Source organism: Aeromonas molluscorum (assembly GCF_051376105.1).
GTDB classification, from domain to species: Bacteria; Pseudomonadota; Gammaproteobacteria; order Enterobacterales; family Aeromonadaceae; genus Aeromonas; species Aeromonas molluscorum.
The window spans coordinates 1,230,176-1,246,191 of sequence record NZ_JBPQCY010000002.1 but is presented as its reverse complement, the minus strand read 5'-3'; the positions used below and the strand labels follow the sequence as shown (position 1 = coordinate 1,246,191).

Annotated in this window: 15 protein-coding genes; all 15 read right to left on the bottom strand. The window is 59.4% G+C overall.

Annotation, left to right across the window (positions count from 1 at the left end):
* Nucleotides 1–133: 133 nt before the first annotated feature.
* Complete coding sequence (locus tag ACSMDR_RS16345) at nucleotides 134–520, bottom strand: DUF2802 domain-containing protein (RefSeq protein WP_436469338.1); 387 nt, start codon at nucleotides 518–520, stop codon at nucleotides 134–136.
* Nucleotides 521–600: 80 nt separating this feature from the next.
* The gene (locus ACSMDR_RS16340; RefSeq protein ID WP_005907442.1) at nucleotides 601–1,089 is read right to left on the bottom strand and encodes a chemotaxis protein CheW; all 489 of its coding nucleotides are present in this window, start codon (nucleotides 1,087–1,089) and stop codon (nucleotides 601–603) included.
* Between the two features lie 53 nt (nucleotides 1,090–1,142).
* Nucleotides 1,143–2,033 carry a chemotaxis protein CheW gene (locus ACSMDR_RS16335; protein ID WP_436468918.1) on the bottom strand — a complete coding sequence of 297 codons (891 nt, stop codon included), beginning with the start codon at nucleotides 2,031–2,033 and terminating at the stop codon, nucleotides 1,143–1,145.
* Complete coding sequence (locus ACSMDR_RS16330; RefSeq protein WP_005912726.1) at nucleotides 2,030–2,824, bottom strand: ParA family protein; 795 nt, start codon at nucleotides 2,822–2,824, stop codon at nucleotides 2,030–2,032. The genes ACSMDR_RS16335 and ACSMDR_RS16330 overlap by 4 nt, the downstream gene beginning before the upstream one ends.
* A 4-nt stretch (nucleotides 2,825–2,828) precedes the next feature.
* A complete protein-coding gene (locus ACSMDR_RS16325; protein WP_436468917.1) occupies nucleotides 2,829–3,743 on the bottom strand; it encodes an OmpA family protein in 915 nt (304 codons plus the stop codon).
* Nucleotides 3,744–3,745: 2 nt separating this feature from the next.
* A complete protein-coding gene (locus ACSMDR_RS16320) occupies nucleotides 3,746–4,483 on the bottom strand; it encodes a flagellar motor protein (RefSeq protein WP_005899662.1) in 738 nt (245 codons plus the stop codon).
* Nucleotides 4,484–5,611, bottom strand: coding sequence for a protein-glutamate methylesterase/protein-glutamine glutaminase (locus tag ACSMDR_RS16315; protein WP_436468916.1), 1,128 nt, complete (start codon nucleotides 5,609–5,611; stop codon nucleotides 4,484–4,486).
* Nucleotides 5,612–5,643: 32 nt separating this feature from the next.
* Nucleotides 5,644–7,797, bottom strand: coding sequence for a chemotaxis protein CheA (locus tag ACSMDR_RS16310; protein WP_436468915.1), 2,154 nt, complete (start codon nucleotides 7,795–7,797; stop codon nucleotides 5,644–5,646).
* 167 nt (nucleotides 7,798–7,964) lie between these two features.
* On the bottom strand, nucleotides 7,965–8,705 hold the full coding sequence (locus ACSMDR_RS16305) for a protein phosphatase CheZ (RefSeq protein WP_005899656.1): 741 nt from the start codon (nucleotides 8,703–8,705) through the stop codon (nucleotides 7,965–7,967).
* Nucleotides 8,706–8,715: 10 nt separating this feature from the next.
* Entirely contained in the window at nucleotides 8,716–9,087 is a 372-nt protein-coding gene (gene cheY / locus ACSMDR_RS16300; RefSeq protein ID WP_436469337.1) for a chemotaxis response regulator CheY, read from the bottom strand.
* Between the two features lie 121 nt (nucleotides 9,088–9,208).
* Nucleotides 9,209–9,925 carry an RNA polymerase sigma factor FliA gene (locus ACSMDR_RS16295; RefSeq protein ID WP_005899651.1) on the bottom strand — a complete coding sequence of 239 codons (717 nt, stop codon included), beginning with the start codon at nucleotides 9,923–9,925 and terminating at the stop codon, nucleotides 9,209–9,211.
* Entirely contained in the window at nucleotides 9,918–10,802 is an 885-nt protein-coding gene (locus tag ACSMDR_RS16290; RefSeq protein ID WP_040319084.1) for a MinD/ParA family protein, read from the bottom strand. Before ACSMDR_RS16290 ends, ACSMDR_RS16295 begins: the two co-directional genes overlap by 8 nt.
* Nucleotides 10,795–12,240, bottom strand: coding sequence for a flagellar biosynthesis GTPase FlhF (gene flhF / locus ACSMDR_RS16285; protein WP_005899647.1), 1,446 nt, complete (start codon nucleotides 12,238–12,240; stop codon nucleotides 10,795–10,797). Before flhF ends, ACSMDR_RS16290 begins: the two co-directional genes overlap by 8 nt.
* A 16-nt stretch (nucleotides 12,241–12,256) precedes the next feature.
* Nucleotides 12,257–14,359, bottom strand: a complete 2,103-nt coding sequence (gene flhA, locus ACSMDR_RS16280) for a flagellar biosynthesis protein FlhA (protein ID WP_005899645.1) — start codon at nucleotides 14,357–14,359, stop codon at nucleotides 12,257–12,259.
* Nucleotides 14,360–14,854: 495 nt separating this feature from the next.
* A complete protein-coding gene (flhB, locus tag ACSMDR_RS16275) occupies nucleotides 14,855–15,985 on the bottom strand; it encodes a flagellar biosynthesis protein FlhB (protein WP_005899643.1) in 1,131 nt (376 codons plus the stop codon).
* Nucleotides 15,986–16,016: the final 31 nt, after the last annotated feature.

Here is a 16,016-nt window from a genome sequence, read left to right as displayed (position 1 = left end):
TCTTTTCAAAGATAGAAACCGGGCACCGGTTTTGTGGGGGAGATCCCGCCGACGCCTGCCCGGCAAGCAGATGAGGTGCAAAGGGAGACTAACAGGAGAAGAGGCAACGGGAAGGCGACTGCCTTCCCGTGGATTATGAGCGACCCTTGCGCAATGAGATCAACAACTCGGCTTCCGCCTTGGGCAACTCACATTCGTTCATCACCTCGTCCAGATCCGCCCCCAGCTCCACCATCTTGGCGGCACGACTGTAGAGCCGGCGATCCGGATCCTGCAGGGTCAGCTCCTGCTGGCGATCCCCAAGCTGCTGGGCGTGAGCCTCAACCCCTTGCAGGCGCTGACCCATGCCGATGGCACCGGTGTGCAGCTCCATCATCTGCTTGCGCAGGCTATCGAGCTGGCCTTTCAGAGCCGTCGCCTTCGCCTCGGACTCCTGTCCGGCGCGCCGAGCCTGGCGCCATCCGGCCAGGGCAACAGCCAACGCCAGCAGGGACAACCCCAAGGCAATCGCTTCAAGTATCAATTCATCATCCTCATCTGCTCACGCCGGGCCTGCTGCCAAAGAGCGGCAACAACCGGCATCATCCATTGGCCTCAGCCTTAGAGAGAGCCGATATCGTCCCACTCTTCGTCTGACAGCAACTTGTTGAGATCGACCAGGATCAGCAGTTGGCCATCGCGATTGCTGACCCCCTGAATGAACTTGGCGCTCTCCTCGGTTCCCACGGCAGGTGCCGCGTCTATCTCGGAGGAACGAAGGTAAACCACCTCGGCCACGCTGTCGACCATGATGCCGATCACCTGCTTCTCCGCCTCTATGATGACGATGCGGGAATTCTCGCTCACTTCACCACCGGGCAGACCGAACCGGGAGCGGGTGTCGATGACGGTCACCACGTTGCCGCGCAGGTTGATGATACCGAGCACATAGTCAGGGGCACCGGGCACCGGGGCAATCTCGGTGTAGCGCAACACCTCCTGCACCTGCATCACATTGATGCCATAAGTCTCGTTTTCGAGCTGGAAGGTGACCCATTGCAGCACTTCGTCTTCCGCCAGATTCTGGGCAATATTGCGCTTTTGTGTCATGTCTTGTTCCTTGTATGAAAACATCTCGTTCCGGCAACACGGCCGGGTGGCGATCAGTACCCTGTAATATTGACGCCCCGCGCCAGCAGGACCAGCAACTCCCTGACGTGAAGCAGGGCGCACATCTTCTCTTTGACCATGCCGGCGAGCCAGGGGCGTTTGCCCTCCTGATGACGCCACTTGACCTGATCCCGATGCAGCAGCTCGGTCCCCTTCAAGTGATGGCAAGCAAGTCCCCAATTGGACTCACCCAACATGATCAAGTAATTGTAATCAGCGACCTCGAGGTCTTTCTCCGGCATTACCCAGAGTGCGGTATCGACCACACTCATCTGTTGCTCACGCTGGGTCATGATGCCACGGTACCACTTGGGTTGACCGAACAATGCACTCACCTCCCCCAACTGATGGATGCCACCCAGCTCCATCAGCGGCACGGCGAAGGTCACGCCGGCCACTTCGAAGAAGAGGGCCTGGAACTCATTGCCCATCTCGATATTCTGCCAAGGCGCGGCGTCTGGCAGCAGACTCTCGGCAAGTTCGGCGGCCGTCTCGCTCTGCAGCGTCTCTACCGGCAACACGACAGGAACAGGCTCGTACTGGGGTTCAGGCTCGGCCAGCAATGCCTCGGTGACGACAGTCAGCGTCTCCACGTCCGGGGAGGCCTCAACCTCCACATGACTCGCCAGAGCGAAGGGCTCAACCGTCGCCTCCTGGCTCAGGCTGTCCATCTCGACCTGCACCTTGCTCACTTGAGCCAGCAAGGAACTCAGCTGGGCCAGGCGCTCATCTTCCACCTCGACATAGGGGACACGATAAGCCTTGGCCACCACCTTGGGCTGAGGCGCTGGCTCGGGCGCCATATCCTCCTCCAGCAGGAGATCATCGATTAGCAGCGAATGGAAGTAGTCATCCATCGCCCGGGTCTGGGTGACCTCGCTCATACCACCACCTCCTGCACCCGTTTGCGCTCCAGAGCGTCCAGGTGCGTCAACAACGTCTGATAGGCATAGCAACCCCGGCTGGCGGGGGCAAAAATGGAGGGAGGCATGTGCTCCAGGCTGGCATCCCTGAACTTGGTGTCGATGGGGATCACGGCATTCCACACCGCCTCGCCATACTGCTCCTTGATCGATTTCAACGTCAGCAGGGAGGCGCGGGTACGCTTGTCGAACATGGTCGGGATCACGGTAAAACGGAACTTGTCACGTTTGGAACGCTGCATGATCTCGAAGGTTTTCATCATCCGCTCCAACCCCTTCAAGGCCAGGAACTCGGTCTGAACCGGCACCAGAATGCGATCGCACGCCGCCAGGGCGTTGACCATCATGACCCCGAGTACAGGGGGGCAGTCGATCAGCACATAATCATAGCTGTCCTGAATGCGCAGCAGCGCCCGTTTGAGCACCAGCCCCATCCCCTCCCGGTTGCCCATGACCCTGTCCAGGGTCGCGAGCGTGATGGAGGCAGGCAGCAGGCTGATATTGTCAAAGCGCGTCTTCAAGGTCACCTTGTTGATCAGCTCACTGCTGGGTTTTACCGCCTGAAACAGCTCATACAGGGTGCCATCGAGCCGGTCTGAGTCATAGTCGAAATAGGAAGTAAGAGATGCATGGGGATCGGTATCGATCAACAGCACCCGCTGCCCCTTCTGGGCGAGGATCCCGGCCAGTGAGACGACTGTGGTGGTTTTACCTACCCCACCTTTTTGATTGGCAACCGCCCAGACAATCACAGTGTTAATCCTGTCTCGTGGTAATTCGTATGCCGCCGCCCGGTAAGGCAATGACTCTAATGGCTTGTGCATCGGTCTGGGGAGCGCTTTGCTCGACCTGGGCCACGACGGGTTGTGCTGCCGGTGCCGGTGGGGCAACCCAACGCAGGCGAGAGATGGCGACCACGACCTGACGATTCTTTGCCCTGCCCCCCTCGGTCTCATTGCTGGCGAAGGGAGAAAACTCCCCGTAGGCCTCAAAGGCGAGCCGCTGTGGCGCAATGCCCTGACCGATGAGGGTCGTGAGCACCGCCTCGGCCCTGGCCGCAGAAAGTGCCCAGTTGGAGCTGAAAATCTCATTATGGATCTGCTGGTTATCGGTGTAGCCCCGAATCCTCACATAGTTATCGACCGGTTTGAGAATACTTGAGAGGCTATTGAGCAGTGGCGATGCGTTCGGCCCCATAAAGGCGCTGCCGCTCGAAAAAAGCAGGGCAGAATCGAGGGCAATATTGAGCCACTCCTTGTCCTGCTGGATATCGACCAGACCGGCCTCAAGCAGGGGCGCCATCGCCTTGCGCAGCTGGGCATCCAGGGTGGGGAGCGGTTCCCCCTGCTGGGCCATGGGCACCCCGGAGATGGGGGCCAGGGCAATTGCCTGCGCCTGCGAGGGGTCGGGTATGATCTTGTCCGGCGCCGGGGCCGGGGGGACGATGGCGGGCCCCTCCCGCTCCAGCAGTCCCTCGCCCTGCAAAGGACGCGCCTCAAAGGCCTGGGTCATGCCTTCGATCACGACCCGAAACTTGTCCTTGTCGACCATGGCCACCGAATAGAGCACCACGAACAGCGCGAAGATCAGGGTCATGTAATCGGCGTAGGATACCAGCCAGCGATCCAGCTGTTCATGGCCTCGCAGGTGAAGACGATAGCGCTTGCGCATGTTCACTCCCCCTTGAGGTAGACCCTGAGCCGACGCTCCAGCTGCAAGCTGTTCTCGCCATGGGCGATAGCCAGCAGTCCCTCCAGGGTCATCTCCTGGTAGAGGCCATAGTGGTAATGGAAAGCCCGCAGCCGGTTGGCGAGCGGCAAATAGACAAGGTTGGCAAAGCCCACCCCATAGATAGTCGCCACGAAGGCCACGGCAATACCGGCGCCAAGCGCCGCCGGGTCTTCCAGATGAAACATGGCTTGGATGAGGCCGAGCACCGCCCCTATGATGCCGATGGTCGGGCTGTAGCCACCCATGGATTCAAACACCCGGGCCGCATGCTCATTGTGCTCCTGGCTGATATCGATATCGGCCTCGAGCAGCTGGCGCATCTGCTCGACCGGCACCCCATCCACCAACATGGTGAGCCCCTGGTTGGTAAAGGGATCCACTTCACCATCGGCCGCCTCTTCCAGGGCCAGCAACCCCTGCTGACGGGCAAACATGGCCCAGCGTTTCAGCCGCTCCCCCTGCTGGGCGAGATCCCAGGCGGGCGGGTTCAGCACCCAACCGAGCTGGCCAAAGGCCTGCAGCAAATATTGGCGCGGAGTCTGCAGTATGACGGCACCCAGGGTGCCGCCCACCACGATGAGAAAGGCGGGGCCGTCGAGCAGGGTCAGCAAGCTGCCACCATGCCACCATTGGGCTATGGCAATGGCCGCCAGCGCCAGCGCTAACCCAAGCAGCGCCATTTAGCGACCTAACTCGACCAGGATGCGCTGGGCGACCCTGTCCAGAGGCAGAGATTCGGAGGCGATACCCGCCTTGGCGACCGCTTGCGGCATCCCATAGACGACGCAAGAGGCCTCGTCCTGAGCCCAGATAGTGGAACCCTGCTCCTTGAGCAGGCGCGCACCATCGCGGCCATCTGCGCCCATGCCGGTCAGTACTATGGCCAGCACCTTGTCACCATACGTCTTGGCGGCGGAGGCAAAGGTGATGTCGACGCAGGGTTTGTAGTTGACCTTGTCATTGCCCTCTATGATGCGCAACCGGGCACCGGTGCCACGCCCCTCGAGCAACATCTGTTTGCCGCCCGGCGCCAGATAGGCATGACCGGGTTTGAGCACGTCGCCATCCTGCGCCTCCTTGACTCCTATCTGGCACAGGCCATTGAGGCGAGCCGCAAAGGCGGCGGTGAAGGTGGCCGGCATGTGCTGGATCAACAGGATCGGATGGGGGAAATCGATGGGCAGCTTGGTCAACACATTCTGCAAGGCGACCGGACCGCCGGTCGAGGTGCCGATGGCCACCAGCTGATAGCTCTTGCCGCTGCGCTTGAAGCTGGCAACCGGCGCGGTGCGCTCAGTGCCCAAGGCGCGCTCGGTCAAGGCCGGACGTTCGCGCAGGGACGCCGCGCCCAGAGCTGGCCTGGCCGCAGGAGCGGCCGCCACCGGTTGCGGGCGGGCCGACATCATGAAGCGCTTGCGAGAGATCTCTTTGACCCTCTGCTGCAACAGACGTACCGCTTCATCCTTGTCGCGGGCGATGTCTTCGAATTTCTTGGGCAAAAAATCCAGGGCCCCGGCATCCAGGGCATCCAGGGTAGAGCGAGCCCCCTCATGGGTCAGGGAGGAGAACATCAGTATGGGCGTGGGGCACTTGGCCATGATCTCACGCACCGCACTGATGCCATCGAGCACCGGCATCTCTATGTCCATGGTGATGACATCGGGGCGCAGGGCGATGGCCTTGTCTACCGCCTCACGGCCATTTTGGGCCGTGTCTATCACGGTCAGCTGGGGATCCTGATTGATGATCTCGCTGACCCTGCGGCGAAAGAAGCTCGAATCGTCGACGACTAATACCTTGACTGCCATTGTTATTTTTCTAACTCCTTGGACCCGAAGGATTATTGTCTACGCGCATAGGCCTTGAGCAGACTGGGGACATCGAGAATAAGTGCAATGCCGCCATCGCTGGTAATAGTGGCACCCGCCATACCCGGCGTGCCTTGCAACAGGTTGTCCAGCGGCTTGATCACCACCTCTTCCTGCCCGATGAGATTGTCGACCACGAAGCCGACCTGCTGGGTACCAATCTGCACGATCACCACGTGACCGGTCTCTTGTTTGCCATGGCGATTGGCGCCACGGATCAACCACTTGTGCAGGTAGAAAAGCGGGATTGCCTTGTCGCGCACTATGATGGTCAGCTGACCATCCACCACATTGGCCTTCTTCAGGTCCAAGTGGAAGATCTCGTTGACGCAGCCCAGTGGCAGCGCAAAGGTCTGCTCCCCTACCTCGACCATCAGGGTCGGCAATATCGCCAGGGTGAGCGGCACCTTGATCTCGAGACGCGTTCCTTTGCCAAAGGTTGAGTCGATGTGCACCGAGCCGTTCAGGCTCACTATGCTGGTCTTGACCACGTCCATGCCGACGCCACGGCCCGAGATGTCGGAGATCTCTGACTTGGTGGAGAAACCGGGGGCAAAGATCAGGTTGTAAGCATCGGTATCGCTCATGCGGGCCGCGCTGTCGGCGTCGAGTACCCCGCGGCTGATGGCGATGGACTTGAGTTTCTCAGGATCCATACCGGCACCGTCATCTTCGATGCAGAGCAAGATATGATCCCCCTGCTGGGAGGCACTCAGGGTAATGGTGCCCTGACGCGGTTTACCCGCCTTCTCCCGCACATCAGGCATCTCGACCCCATGGTCGCAAGAGTTGCGAACCAGGTGAACCAGCGGGTCGGCCAGAGCCTCCACCAGGTTTTTATCAAGGTCGGTCTCTTCCCCGACCATGATGAGTTCAATGTCTTTCTTCAGGCTGCGGGCCAAATCGCGCACCACCCGCGGGAAGCGGCCAAACACCTTCTTGATTGGCTGCATGCGGGTCTTCATCACCGCCCCTTGCAGATCCGCGGTGACCACATCCAGATTGGCAACCGCCTTGGACATCTCTTCGTCATTGCTGTTGATGCCAAGACTTACCAGACGGTTACGCACCAGGACCAGCTCGCCCACCATGTTCATGATGACGTCCAGGGTCTTGGTATCTACCCGCACAGTGCTGTCGTTTTGGACCGCATTGTTCTCGGAGGCCGCGGGCTTGGCCGGTGCCTTGGCGACTGGTGCAGGGGCTGTGGCCGGTTTAGGAGCGAGCGGGGCCGAAGCCTTGGCCACAACAGGTGCTGCCGCGACCGGACTTGCTGGCACCACTGGCGTGCTGGGCGTTGCAGCAGCAGGCGCGGCCGATTTCATGGTGACGGCAGGACCCTGGCCACGGCCATGGAGTTCATCGAGCAGGCGTTCGAACTCGTCGTCATCGATCAGGGAGTCCACTTCGCTCTGTACCGACGGCAGCGGAGATGGCGTCGGTGCCCCCAGATGCTGACCATGACCGTGGAGCTGATCGAGCAGGGCTTCGAATTCGTCGTCCGTGATATCACCGCTGGCCGAAGGGGCGGCAGAGGGTGCAACCAGTGTCGTCGGTGAGGCGCCCGCCCCGTGCAACTCGTCGAGCAGACGCTCGAACTCGTCATCGGAGATCTCGTCGATGGAACCACCACCCTGTCCGGCCAGGACCGGGGCCGCGTCAGGTGCAGGCTCAGACTCGATGGCAGGTGCCACCGGGCTCTGGTCCGTACTGGCATTGAGCAGTTGCTCTTCCCCCTGGGGCTTGCACAACTCATGGAGATTGTGCAGCAGCTCGGGGGCTGCGGCACTGGTCGGCTCACGGTTTTGCACCTGAACGAACATAACGTTGATGGCGTCGAGGGCCTGCAGGATCACGTCCATCAGTTCAGCACTGAGGGTTCGCTTGCCATTGCGCAGCATGTCGAACAAGTTCTCGGCCCCATGGCAGACATCGACCAATTCGGTCAGCGACAGGAAGCCGGCGCCCCCTTTGACGGTATGAAAACCGCGAAAGATGGCGTTGAGCAGGTTCTTGTCGTCGGGGCGCTTCTCGAGTTCGACCAGTTGTTCAGACAACTGTTCCAATATTTCGGATGCTTCGACCAGAAAGTCTTGCAGTATGTCTTCATCAACTTCGAAGGCCATTCGTCACTCCATTAGAATCCGGGGTTGAACAACAGATCGTCCACATCATCTAGGGTCCGAGCCTGGACAGCAGATCGTCCACATCTCATTTAGGATCCGAGACCGGACTGCAGAACATCCATATCTCATTCAGGATCCGAGGCTGGACAGTAAACTGTCCATATCATCTAGAATCCGAGGCTGGACAGCAGATCGTCCACATCATCCTGACCGTTTACCACGTCATTTCGGGTATGAGGGTTCATGATGGGCCCTTCCGCCTCTATCCCGCTCACGGGTGGCTGGGGAGGGGCAGGCTCAGTCGTCGCGTCACCAAACATGGTCAGCATTTCGATCAATTTGGTTTCAACTTCCTGCACCAGGGTGATTACCCGGCGGATCATTTGTCCGGTCAGGTCCTGGAAATCCTGAGCCATCAGGATATCAGTCAGCAATTGTCGTAATTTATCGGCATCGGATTCAGAAGCCTTAATAAAATCATCCAGTTGATGACACAAAGCCTTGAATTGACCCAGGCTGAGCTCCCGGGACATCAGCGCCTGCCAGTTCGGCAGCACCAACTGGATATTGTCATTGAGGCGATCGGCAATGGGCAGACTGGCCTCGACGGCGTCCATGGTGCGGTTGGCGGCCTTGTCGGTCATGTCGATGACATAACTGAGCCGCTCGCGAGCATCCGGGATCTCCTGATTGGCGAGGGAGGGCAGTCTGGGATCGAGCTGGAAATCGCGCAGTGAATCGTGCAGTTGACGGGTCAGCTGGCCAACCTTGTCAAACAGCATGGCCGCATTAGGGGCACAGACATCGGCGAGCAGTGAATCAGCCGACTCAAACTCCCCCTGCTCCAGATGGGTGACCAGCATTCTCGCTTGCTCGAGGGAGATCATGGCACTCGTTTTGGCCGTCATGGCGGGCCCCTTAGCCGATCCGCTCGAAGATCTTGTCGAGTTTCTCTTTGAGAGTGGCGGCGGTGAACGGCTTGACGATGTAACCGTTGACGCCGGCCTGGGCCGCTTCGATGATCTGCTCGCGCTTGGCTTCAGCGGTCACCATCAACACCGGCAGGTGCTTGAGTTTGTCGTCGAGGCGAATGGCCCTGAGCAAATCGATGCCTTGCATACCGGGCATGTTCCAGTCGGTAACCACGAACTGGTAGTCGCCATTCTTGAGCATCGGCAATGCCGTATTGCCGTCATCCGCTTCATGGGTGTTGTTGAAGCCGAGATCGCGCAGCAAGTTCTTGATAATCCGGCGCATCGTCGAGAAGTCGTCGACGATGAGGATTTTCATGTTCTTGTCCAAATTTTCCTCCTAGAGAGCCGTCGTGGCGGCTTACTTAATGATGCAATAGCGCAGGTTTCAGGGTGCGGATTATGCCTGAGAGTCGGTGGCCAGTGTAGCCATGACACGCTTATGCGTGCCAATCTCGCAGGCGAGCACGCAATCTGTGCATCGCCTGACTGTGGATCTGGCTCACCCGAGACTCACTTACGTTCAATACTTCGCCAATTTCGCGCAGATTCAACTCTTCGTCGTAGTAGAGGGAAAGCACCAGGGCTTCCCGCTCCGGCAAACGGCCTATGTTCTCGGCCAGGGCGCTCTGGAAGCGCTCGGCCGCCAGTTCGTCAAAGCCCAGGTTATTACCCGTATCGGGCCCACCAATCACATCCTCGCTGATCCCAAGATCCTCGATGCCGATGATCTTGCCACAGGAGACATCCTGCAACATGGTGTGATATTCGCCAAGGCCAACCCCCATATAGGCGGCAACCTCGGTGTCGCGGGCATCACGGCCATGGGCCTGTTCCACGTTCTCTATGGCATCCGCTATGGTGCGACTGTTGCGGTGTACCGAACGGGGCACCCAGTCACCACGGCGGATCTCGTCGAGCATGGAGCCGCGAATGCGGATGCCAGCATAGGTCTCGAAACTCGCACCCTTGCTACCGTCAAAGTTGCGGGAGGCTTCGAGCAGCCCAATCATACCTGCCTGGATCAGGTCATCCAGCAAGACACTGCTCGGCAGACGAGCCAACAGATGCTGGGCGATCCGTTTCACCAACGGAGCGTGGCGCTCCACCAGCACATAGGAATCCTGATGACGCAAGTACGCTTGGGCTTTATTCACGAGCACCTTCCTCTGTGATTGCCGGTTTTTGCAGCAGATTTTCCAGGAAGAACTCCAGGTGACCACCGGGCTGATGCGGGATGGGCCAACTGGCAGCCTTGTTGCCCAAGGCGCGGAATGCCAATGCAGCCGGCGACTTGGGGAAGGCTTCAATGATCAACTTCTGCTTGCGTACCGCGGCCCGCAAGTTGGTGTCATAGGGAACACAAGCGACCAATTCCAGGGAGGTATCAAGGAAGCGATCGGTCACCCGGGTCAGTTTGGCATAAAGCTCCTGTCCTTCACGCAGGGAGCGCACCATGTTCGCCACCACCTTGAAGCGGAAGACCCCATGGTCCTTGGAGAGGATCTTGATGAGGGCATAAGCATCCGTGATGGAGGTCGGCTCGTCGCACACCACTATCATGATGTCCTGGGCGGCACGGGTGAAGCTCAACACCATGTCGGAGATACCGGCGGCGGTATCCACCAGCAGTATGTCGACCTGAGTCTTCATCTCGCTGAACGCGCGGATGAGCCCCACGTGCTGGGCTGGTGAGAGCTCAACCATCGACTGGGTACCCGAGGTGGCCGGCACTATCATCATGCCGTAGGGACCCTCGACGATGATGTCGTCCAGGGTGCACTCTCCCGCCAACACGTGGGAGAGGTTGCGATGTACCCGCAGCCCCAGCATGACGTCCACGTTGGCCAGCCCCAGGTCGGCATCCAGCACCATCACCCGCTTGCCTTGCGCCGCCATGGCACCGGCCACGTTCAGGGTGACGTTGGTCTTGCCGACGCCCCCCTTACCACCGGAGACAGCGATCACTTTCACTCGATTATTTGTACGCATTTTGCGCAGACCACTCGCCTGATCCATAGGTATGTTACTCATAAGATTCTGAATCCTCGCCCTCGCCAAAACCCGCACCCCAGAAATAGGGCTCTTCACTCTGCCGGTCCAGCGACCCCATGGCCGCGCCGACGAGCTGGGCTGCGTTGGCAATTTGAATATCTTCCGGAACCCGCTGGCCATCGGTGATGTAACTGATGGGCAGCGCATTCTGGATGCACACGTTAATCACTTCCCCCAGATTGAGACTCTCATCCAGCTTGGTAAGAATGCAGCCGGAGAGCGGTATGCGGCGAAAGTGATCCATGGCCTCTTGCATGACCCGACGCTGGGAAGTCGCCGACATCACCAGATAACTGCGGATCTGCACCTTTGAGCTCTTGACCAGGGTGTCGAGCTGCTCGGTGAGCCTGATATCCCGTTGCCCCATGCCAGCGGTGTCAATCAACACCAATCGACGGTGGCGGAACTGATAAAGGGCGGCCGACAGCTCTTCCGCGTCCCGTACCTGACGCACCGGACACCCCATAATACGCCCATAGGTTTGCAACTGCTCGTGGGCACCGATCCGATAGTTGTCCGTGGTGATCAAGGCTACCTGCTCGGCGCCATACTTCATGGCAAAACGGGCCGCCAACTTGGCGATGGTAGTGGTCTTGCCCACCCCGGTCGGTCCCAGCAGCGCAACGGCGCCCCCTTGACGCAAGATGTCGTCCTCGCTCACCTTGAGCTGTGCCGTCAACACCTCGGCCAACTGGGCCAGTGCCTGATGCACAGAGACATCTTCCGGTATGAGACCTGCCAGCTGATCGGCAAAAGCATCATCGAAGCCAATCTTCTTGAGCTCCTTGATGAGCAAGGCTCGCATCGGCTCACGGCGCTCCACTTCCTGCCACATCAGACCGGAGATCTGGTGTTCGAGCAGCTTGCGAATGGAAGCCATCTCATGACGCATGCCCTCCATCTCCTGGTCGCGCTGGGCCGGTTGCGGCGCACGCTGGGCAGCAGGGCGCGCTTTGGGCTTGGCGGCTTCCGGGGCCGTCCAGTTGCTCTGTTCGGCCAAGGTACGTGGCGCCTGTGCCGGTTGAGAGGCCCCGCGCCCCGCGCCCAGTCCGCTCTGGCCGGGGGTCAGCTGCTGCTGGCGTGCCAACAGGGCAGCCAGGGTATCGGCATACTGCTCGTTCCTGCTCTGCCCGCCTTTGCCCGGCTCCTGGGCCAGGGCTGCGCCGGAAAGCTGGCTGGTCGGGCGCACGGCCTGACGCGCCGCAGACGAAATATTGACACTCTCTTCGTGCAACTGACGGCGAACCGGCAGATCCCTCGGGATGCTGACCTGAGACTGATAGTCTATCGCGGCAACGATCTCGACTCCGCCGGTGACCTTTTTGTTGGACATGATGACGGCGTCCGGCCCGAGAGTCTCTTTGACTTCGGCCAGGGCCGTGCGCATATCCTTGGCAAAAAACCGCTTAATCTTCACCCGTCATCTCCGCTAACTAGTTCTGCCCTACCGCGCTGACAATACGGATCTGCTTGTCATCCGGCACTTCCTGATAAGACAGGACACGCAATCCTGGAATGGCATTCTTGACAAACTTGGCCAGGGTATTGCGTAAAATCCCCGATGTCAGAAGCACCGCCGGTTGACCTTCCAACTCTTGTCGCTGGGTGGCCTCAAGCAGAGAGCGTTGCATCCGCTCCGCCAGGCCCGGCTCTATACCGGCCCCTTCGCCACCACCCGCCTGCAATGATTGATGCAATATACGTTCCAACTCTGGCGCCAATGTAATGACCGGCAACTCGGGGTCCGGGCCCGCGATCTCCTGCACGATCAACCGGCGCAGGGCGATACGGCAGGCCGCGGTCAGCACCTCGGGATCCGGGCTGCGGGGACCATATTCCACCAGGGTCTGCAGTATGGTGCGCATGTCACGAATAGGCACGCCTTCATTGAGGAGATTCTGCAGCACCTTGACCAGGTTACCCATGCTGATCACCTCGGGAACCAGCCCTTCCACCAACTTGCTCTGGTGCCTTCCTATCATGTCGAGCAGTTGCTGTACTTCATCGTGGCCAAGCAGCAGCGCCGCCTGGTTGGAGAGGATCTGGCTCATGTGAGTTGCCACTACGGTGGCGGCATCCACCACCGTATAGCCTAGAGTCTGCGCCTGGGAGACCTGATCCTTGGCGACCCAGACCGCCTCAAGCCCGAAGGCGGGATCCTGGGTCGGGATCCCCTGGATCTGGCCGAACACCTGGCCTGGGTTGATGGCCATCTCCTTGTCGTGGTAGACATTCGCCTCCCCCGTACTCACCCCCATCAGGGTAATGCGGTACTGATTCGGTGCGAGATCCAGGTTGTCGCGGATATGCACAGCCGGTACCAGAAAACCGAGCTCCTGGGAGAGCTTCTTGCGCACCCCCTTGATCCGGTTGAGCAGCTCGCCACCCTGGCTCTTGTCCACCAGGGGGATCAGCTGATAGCCAACCTCGAGTCCGATGATGTCCACCGGCATGACGTCATCCCAGCTCAGGTCTTTCTGCTCGATCGGTGCATCGCCATTGGCCGGCAGCAATTCACCGCTCGCCGCCTTCGCCTTGTTCTGCTTCTCGCGGCGCAACAACCACCAGGCGCCAAGCGCCGCACCACCACCAAGACTCAGGAAGGCAAGGTGCGGCATGCCCGGCACCAACCCCATCATCAGCAAGATGCTGGCGGAGATGACCAAGGCCTTGGGGTTGTCGAACAGCTGGCTCAGCATGGCAGTACCCATGTCCTGATCCGTGTTCTGACGCGTCACTATGATGGCGGCGGCAATGGAGAGCAGCAGTGAGGGGATCTGGGCAACCAGACCGTCACCTATGGCAAGCAGAGTATAAATTTCAGCCGCCTCGCCGAAGCTGAGATCGTGCTGCATCATGCCGATGATGAAACCACCGATGATGTTGATGAAGAGGATCATGATGCCGGCGATGGCATCCCCCTTGACGAATTTGGAGGCTCCGTCCATCGAGCCGTAGAAATCCGCCTCCTGAGTCACCTCGGCGCGGCGTTTGCGAGCATCTTCCTGATTGATGAGACCCGCATTGAGATCGGCATCTATCGCCATCTGCTTGCCGGGCATGGCATCGAGCGTGAAGCGGGCGCTGACTTCCGAGATCCGTCCTGCCCCCTTGGTAACCACCACGAAGTTGATGATGACCAGAATGAGGAAAACGATGATGCCGACCGCATAGTTGCCGCCGATCACCACATTGCCGAACGCCTCGATCACATGACCCGCGGCGTCGCCACCATTATGGCCTTCAAGCAGTACCACCCGGGTCGAGGCGACGTTGAGCGCCAGACGCAGCAAGGTCGCTATCAAAAGCACCGTTGGGAAGGCGGCGAATTCGAGGGGGCGGCGGGTGTAGACGGCCACCAGCAGAACCACGATGGAGAGGGCAATGTTGAAGGAGAACAGGGTGTCCAGCATCAGCGGCGGTATGGGCAGCACCACCATGCCGAGGGAGGCTAACACCAGCAGCGGTGTACCCAAGCCCTTGCTCAGTAGTCCGCGGTACTCTTTCAACCGGCCCAATGATGCCCGCACTGTCATGACGACTCTCAGTTCTTTATCCCAGATGGGCAGATTAAAGCAAACATCGAGCCAATAAAGCAATTTGTTGATTTTAAATGATTTTATTTTGACTGCGTCAGAAGTTTGTCATTTTCGATTTTCGCTAGAAATAGAGAGAACCAGGCCATGGATTGCGGGTGAGGACATCTGAATTGCCGTCATATGCCCGCGTTATTTGCGGCATGCGGTGGGGATATAGACAGATCCGTTCCAAAAAGCGGCAAGTGCCGTCATCAAGTACCCATGTTATTTGCGATATTCGTTGGGAAGAGAGACAGACCCGTTCCAAAAAGCGGCGAGTGCCGTCATCAAGTACCCCATGTTATTTGCGGTATTCGTTGGGAAGAGAGACAGATCCGTTCCAAAAAGCGGCGAGTGCCGTCATCAAGTACCCCATGTTATTTGCGGTATTCGTTGGGAAGAGAGACAGATCCGTTCCAAAAAGCGGCGAGTGCCGTCATCAAGTACCCCATGTTATTTGCGGTATTCGCTGGGTATTGGCAGATCCTTGCCAAGAGGCTGCGGGCGGCGGCCCCGGCCACGGCGGAATTTCTTGAGCTGATAGACATAGGCAAGCACCTGGGCCACGGCGGCAAACAGCCCCTCTGGGATCTCCTGACCTATCTCGGCACTGTGGTAGATGGCGCGGGTCAGCGCCGGGGATGGCAGTATGGGGATCTCATATTCGCGGCCTATCTCGCGGATCTTGAGCGCTATATCGTCCACCCCCTTGGCCAGCACCTTGGGCGCAGCCCCCGGCTTGCTCTGATCATATTGCAACGCCACCGAGTAGTGGGTCGGGTTGGTGATGATGACGTCGGCCTTGGGCACGTCCCCCATCATGCGCCGCGCCGCCATCTCCATCTGCAAGCGGCGGATACGACCCTTGACCTCGGGCTTGCCCTCGGAATCCTTGTACTCGTCCTTGACCTCCTGCTTGGTCATCTTGAGCTGACGGGCATGGTTCCAGCTCTGGAAGGGAATATCGATGGCAACGATGGGCAGCAAGGCGCAACACAGAATGATCAGCATCCACAGAAACAGCTCGAGGGCATCGATGATGCCGCCAGGAAAGGCTTCCAGAGAGAGATTGAGCAGGTGGCTGAACTGACTCGACAAGGTCCACCAGGCAAACAGGCTGATGAAGAGCACCTTGGCGATGGACTTGACCAGCTCCACCCAGGATTGCACCCCGAACATACGCTTGAGGCCGGCAAGGGGGCTGAGCTTGCTCCACTTGGGCATCATGGCCTCGGCAGAAAAGTTGAGTCCACCGAGCAGGGTATTGCCGACGAAGGCCGCCAGCGCCACAAAGGCGAACAGCAGCCCCAGGGGTGCCACCACCTCGCCGATCAGGATGGGCACCATGGCCCCCATGGCATTGGGATCGAATGCCTGCTCCCGCTCCAGGGTGAACCCCATGGTCATCACCTTGAGCATGGCGGTGGCCAGGCGCTCCTTGACCATCAGCAGGCCGAACACGGCGGCCAGCAGCACGCTGGCGGTTCCCAACTCTTTGGACCGGGCGATCTGCCCCTTCTCACGGGCTTGCTGTAATCGCTTGCCGGTCGCCTGTTCACTGCGTTCCTGATCGGAATCAGCCATGGGGGCCAGCTCCGCAGAAACCCAGGGGCAG

What these genes read in the sequence shown, in the direction of transcription:
- ACSMDR_RS16340 (WP_005907442.1), bottom strand. Translation starts at nt 1,089, where the DNA reads ATGACACAAAAGCGCAATATTGCCCAGAATCTGGCGGAAGACGAAGTG.
- ACSMDR_RS16335 (WP_436468918.1), bottom strand. Translation starts at nt 2,033, where the DNA reads ATGAGCGAGGTCACCCAGACCCGGGCGATGGATGACTACTTCCATTCG.
- ACSMDR_RS16325 (WP_436468917.1), bottom strand. Translation starts at nt 3,743, where the DNA reads ATGCGCAAGCGCTATCGTCTTCACCTGCGAGGCCATGAACAGCTGGAT.
- ACSMDR_RS16320 (WP_005899662.1), bottom strand. Translation starts at nt 4,483, where the DNA reads ATGGCGCTGCTTGGGTTAGCGCTGGCGCTGGCGGCCATTGCCATAGCC.
- ACSMDR_RS16315 (WP_436468916.1), bottom strand. Translation starts at nt 5,611, where the DNA reads ATGGCAGTCAAGGTATTAGTCGTCGACGATTCGAGCTTCTTTCGCCGC.
- ACSMDR_RS16310 (WP_436468915.1), bottom strand. Translation starts at nt 7,797, where the DNA reads ATGGCCTTCGAAGTTGATGAAGACATACTGCAAGACTTTCTGGTCGAA.
- ACSMDR_RS16305 (WP_005899656.1), bottom strand. Translation starts at nt 8,705, where the DNA reads ATGACGGCCAAAACGAGTGCCATGATCTCCCTCGAGCAAGCGAGAATG.
- cheY (WP_436469337.1), bottom strand. Translation starts at nt 9,087, where the DNA reads ATGAAAATCCTCATCGTCGACGACTTCTCGACGATGCGCCGGATTATC.
- ACSMDR_RS16290 (WP_040319084.1), bottom strand. Translation starts at nt 10,802, where the DNA reads ATGAGTAACATACCTATGGATCAGGCGAGTGGTCTGCGCAAAATGCGT.
- flhA (WP_005899645.1), bottom strand. Translation starts at nt 14,359, where the DNA reads ATGACAGTGCGGGCATCATTGGGCCGGTTGAAAGAGTACCGCGGACTA.
- flhB (WP_005899643.1), bottom strand. Translation starts at nt 15,985, where the DNA reads ATGGCTGATTCCGATCAGGAACGCAGTGAACAGGCGACCGGCAAGCGA.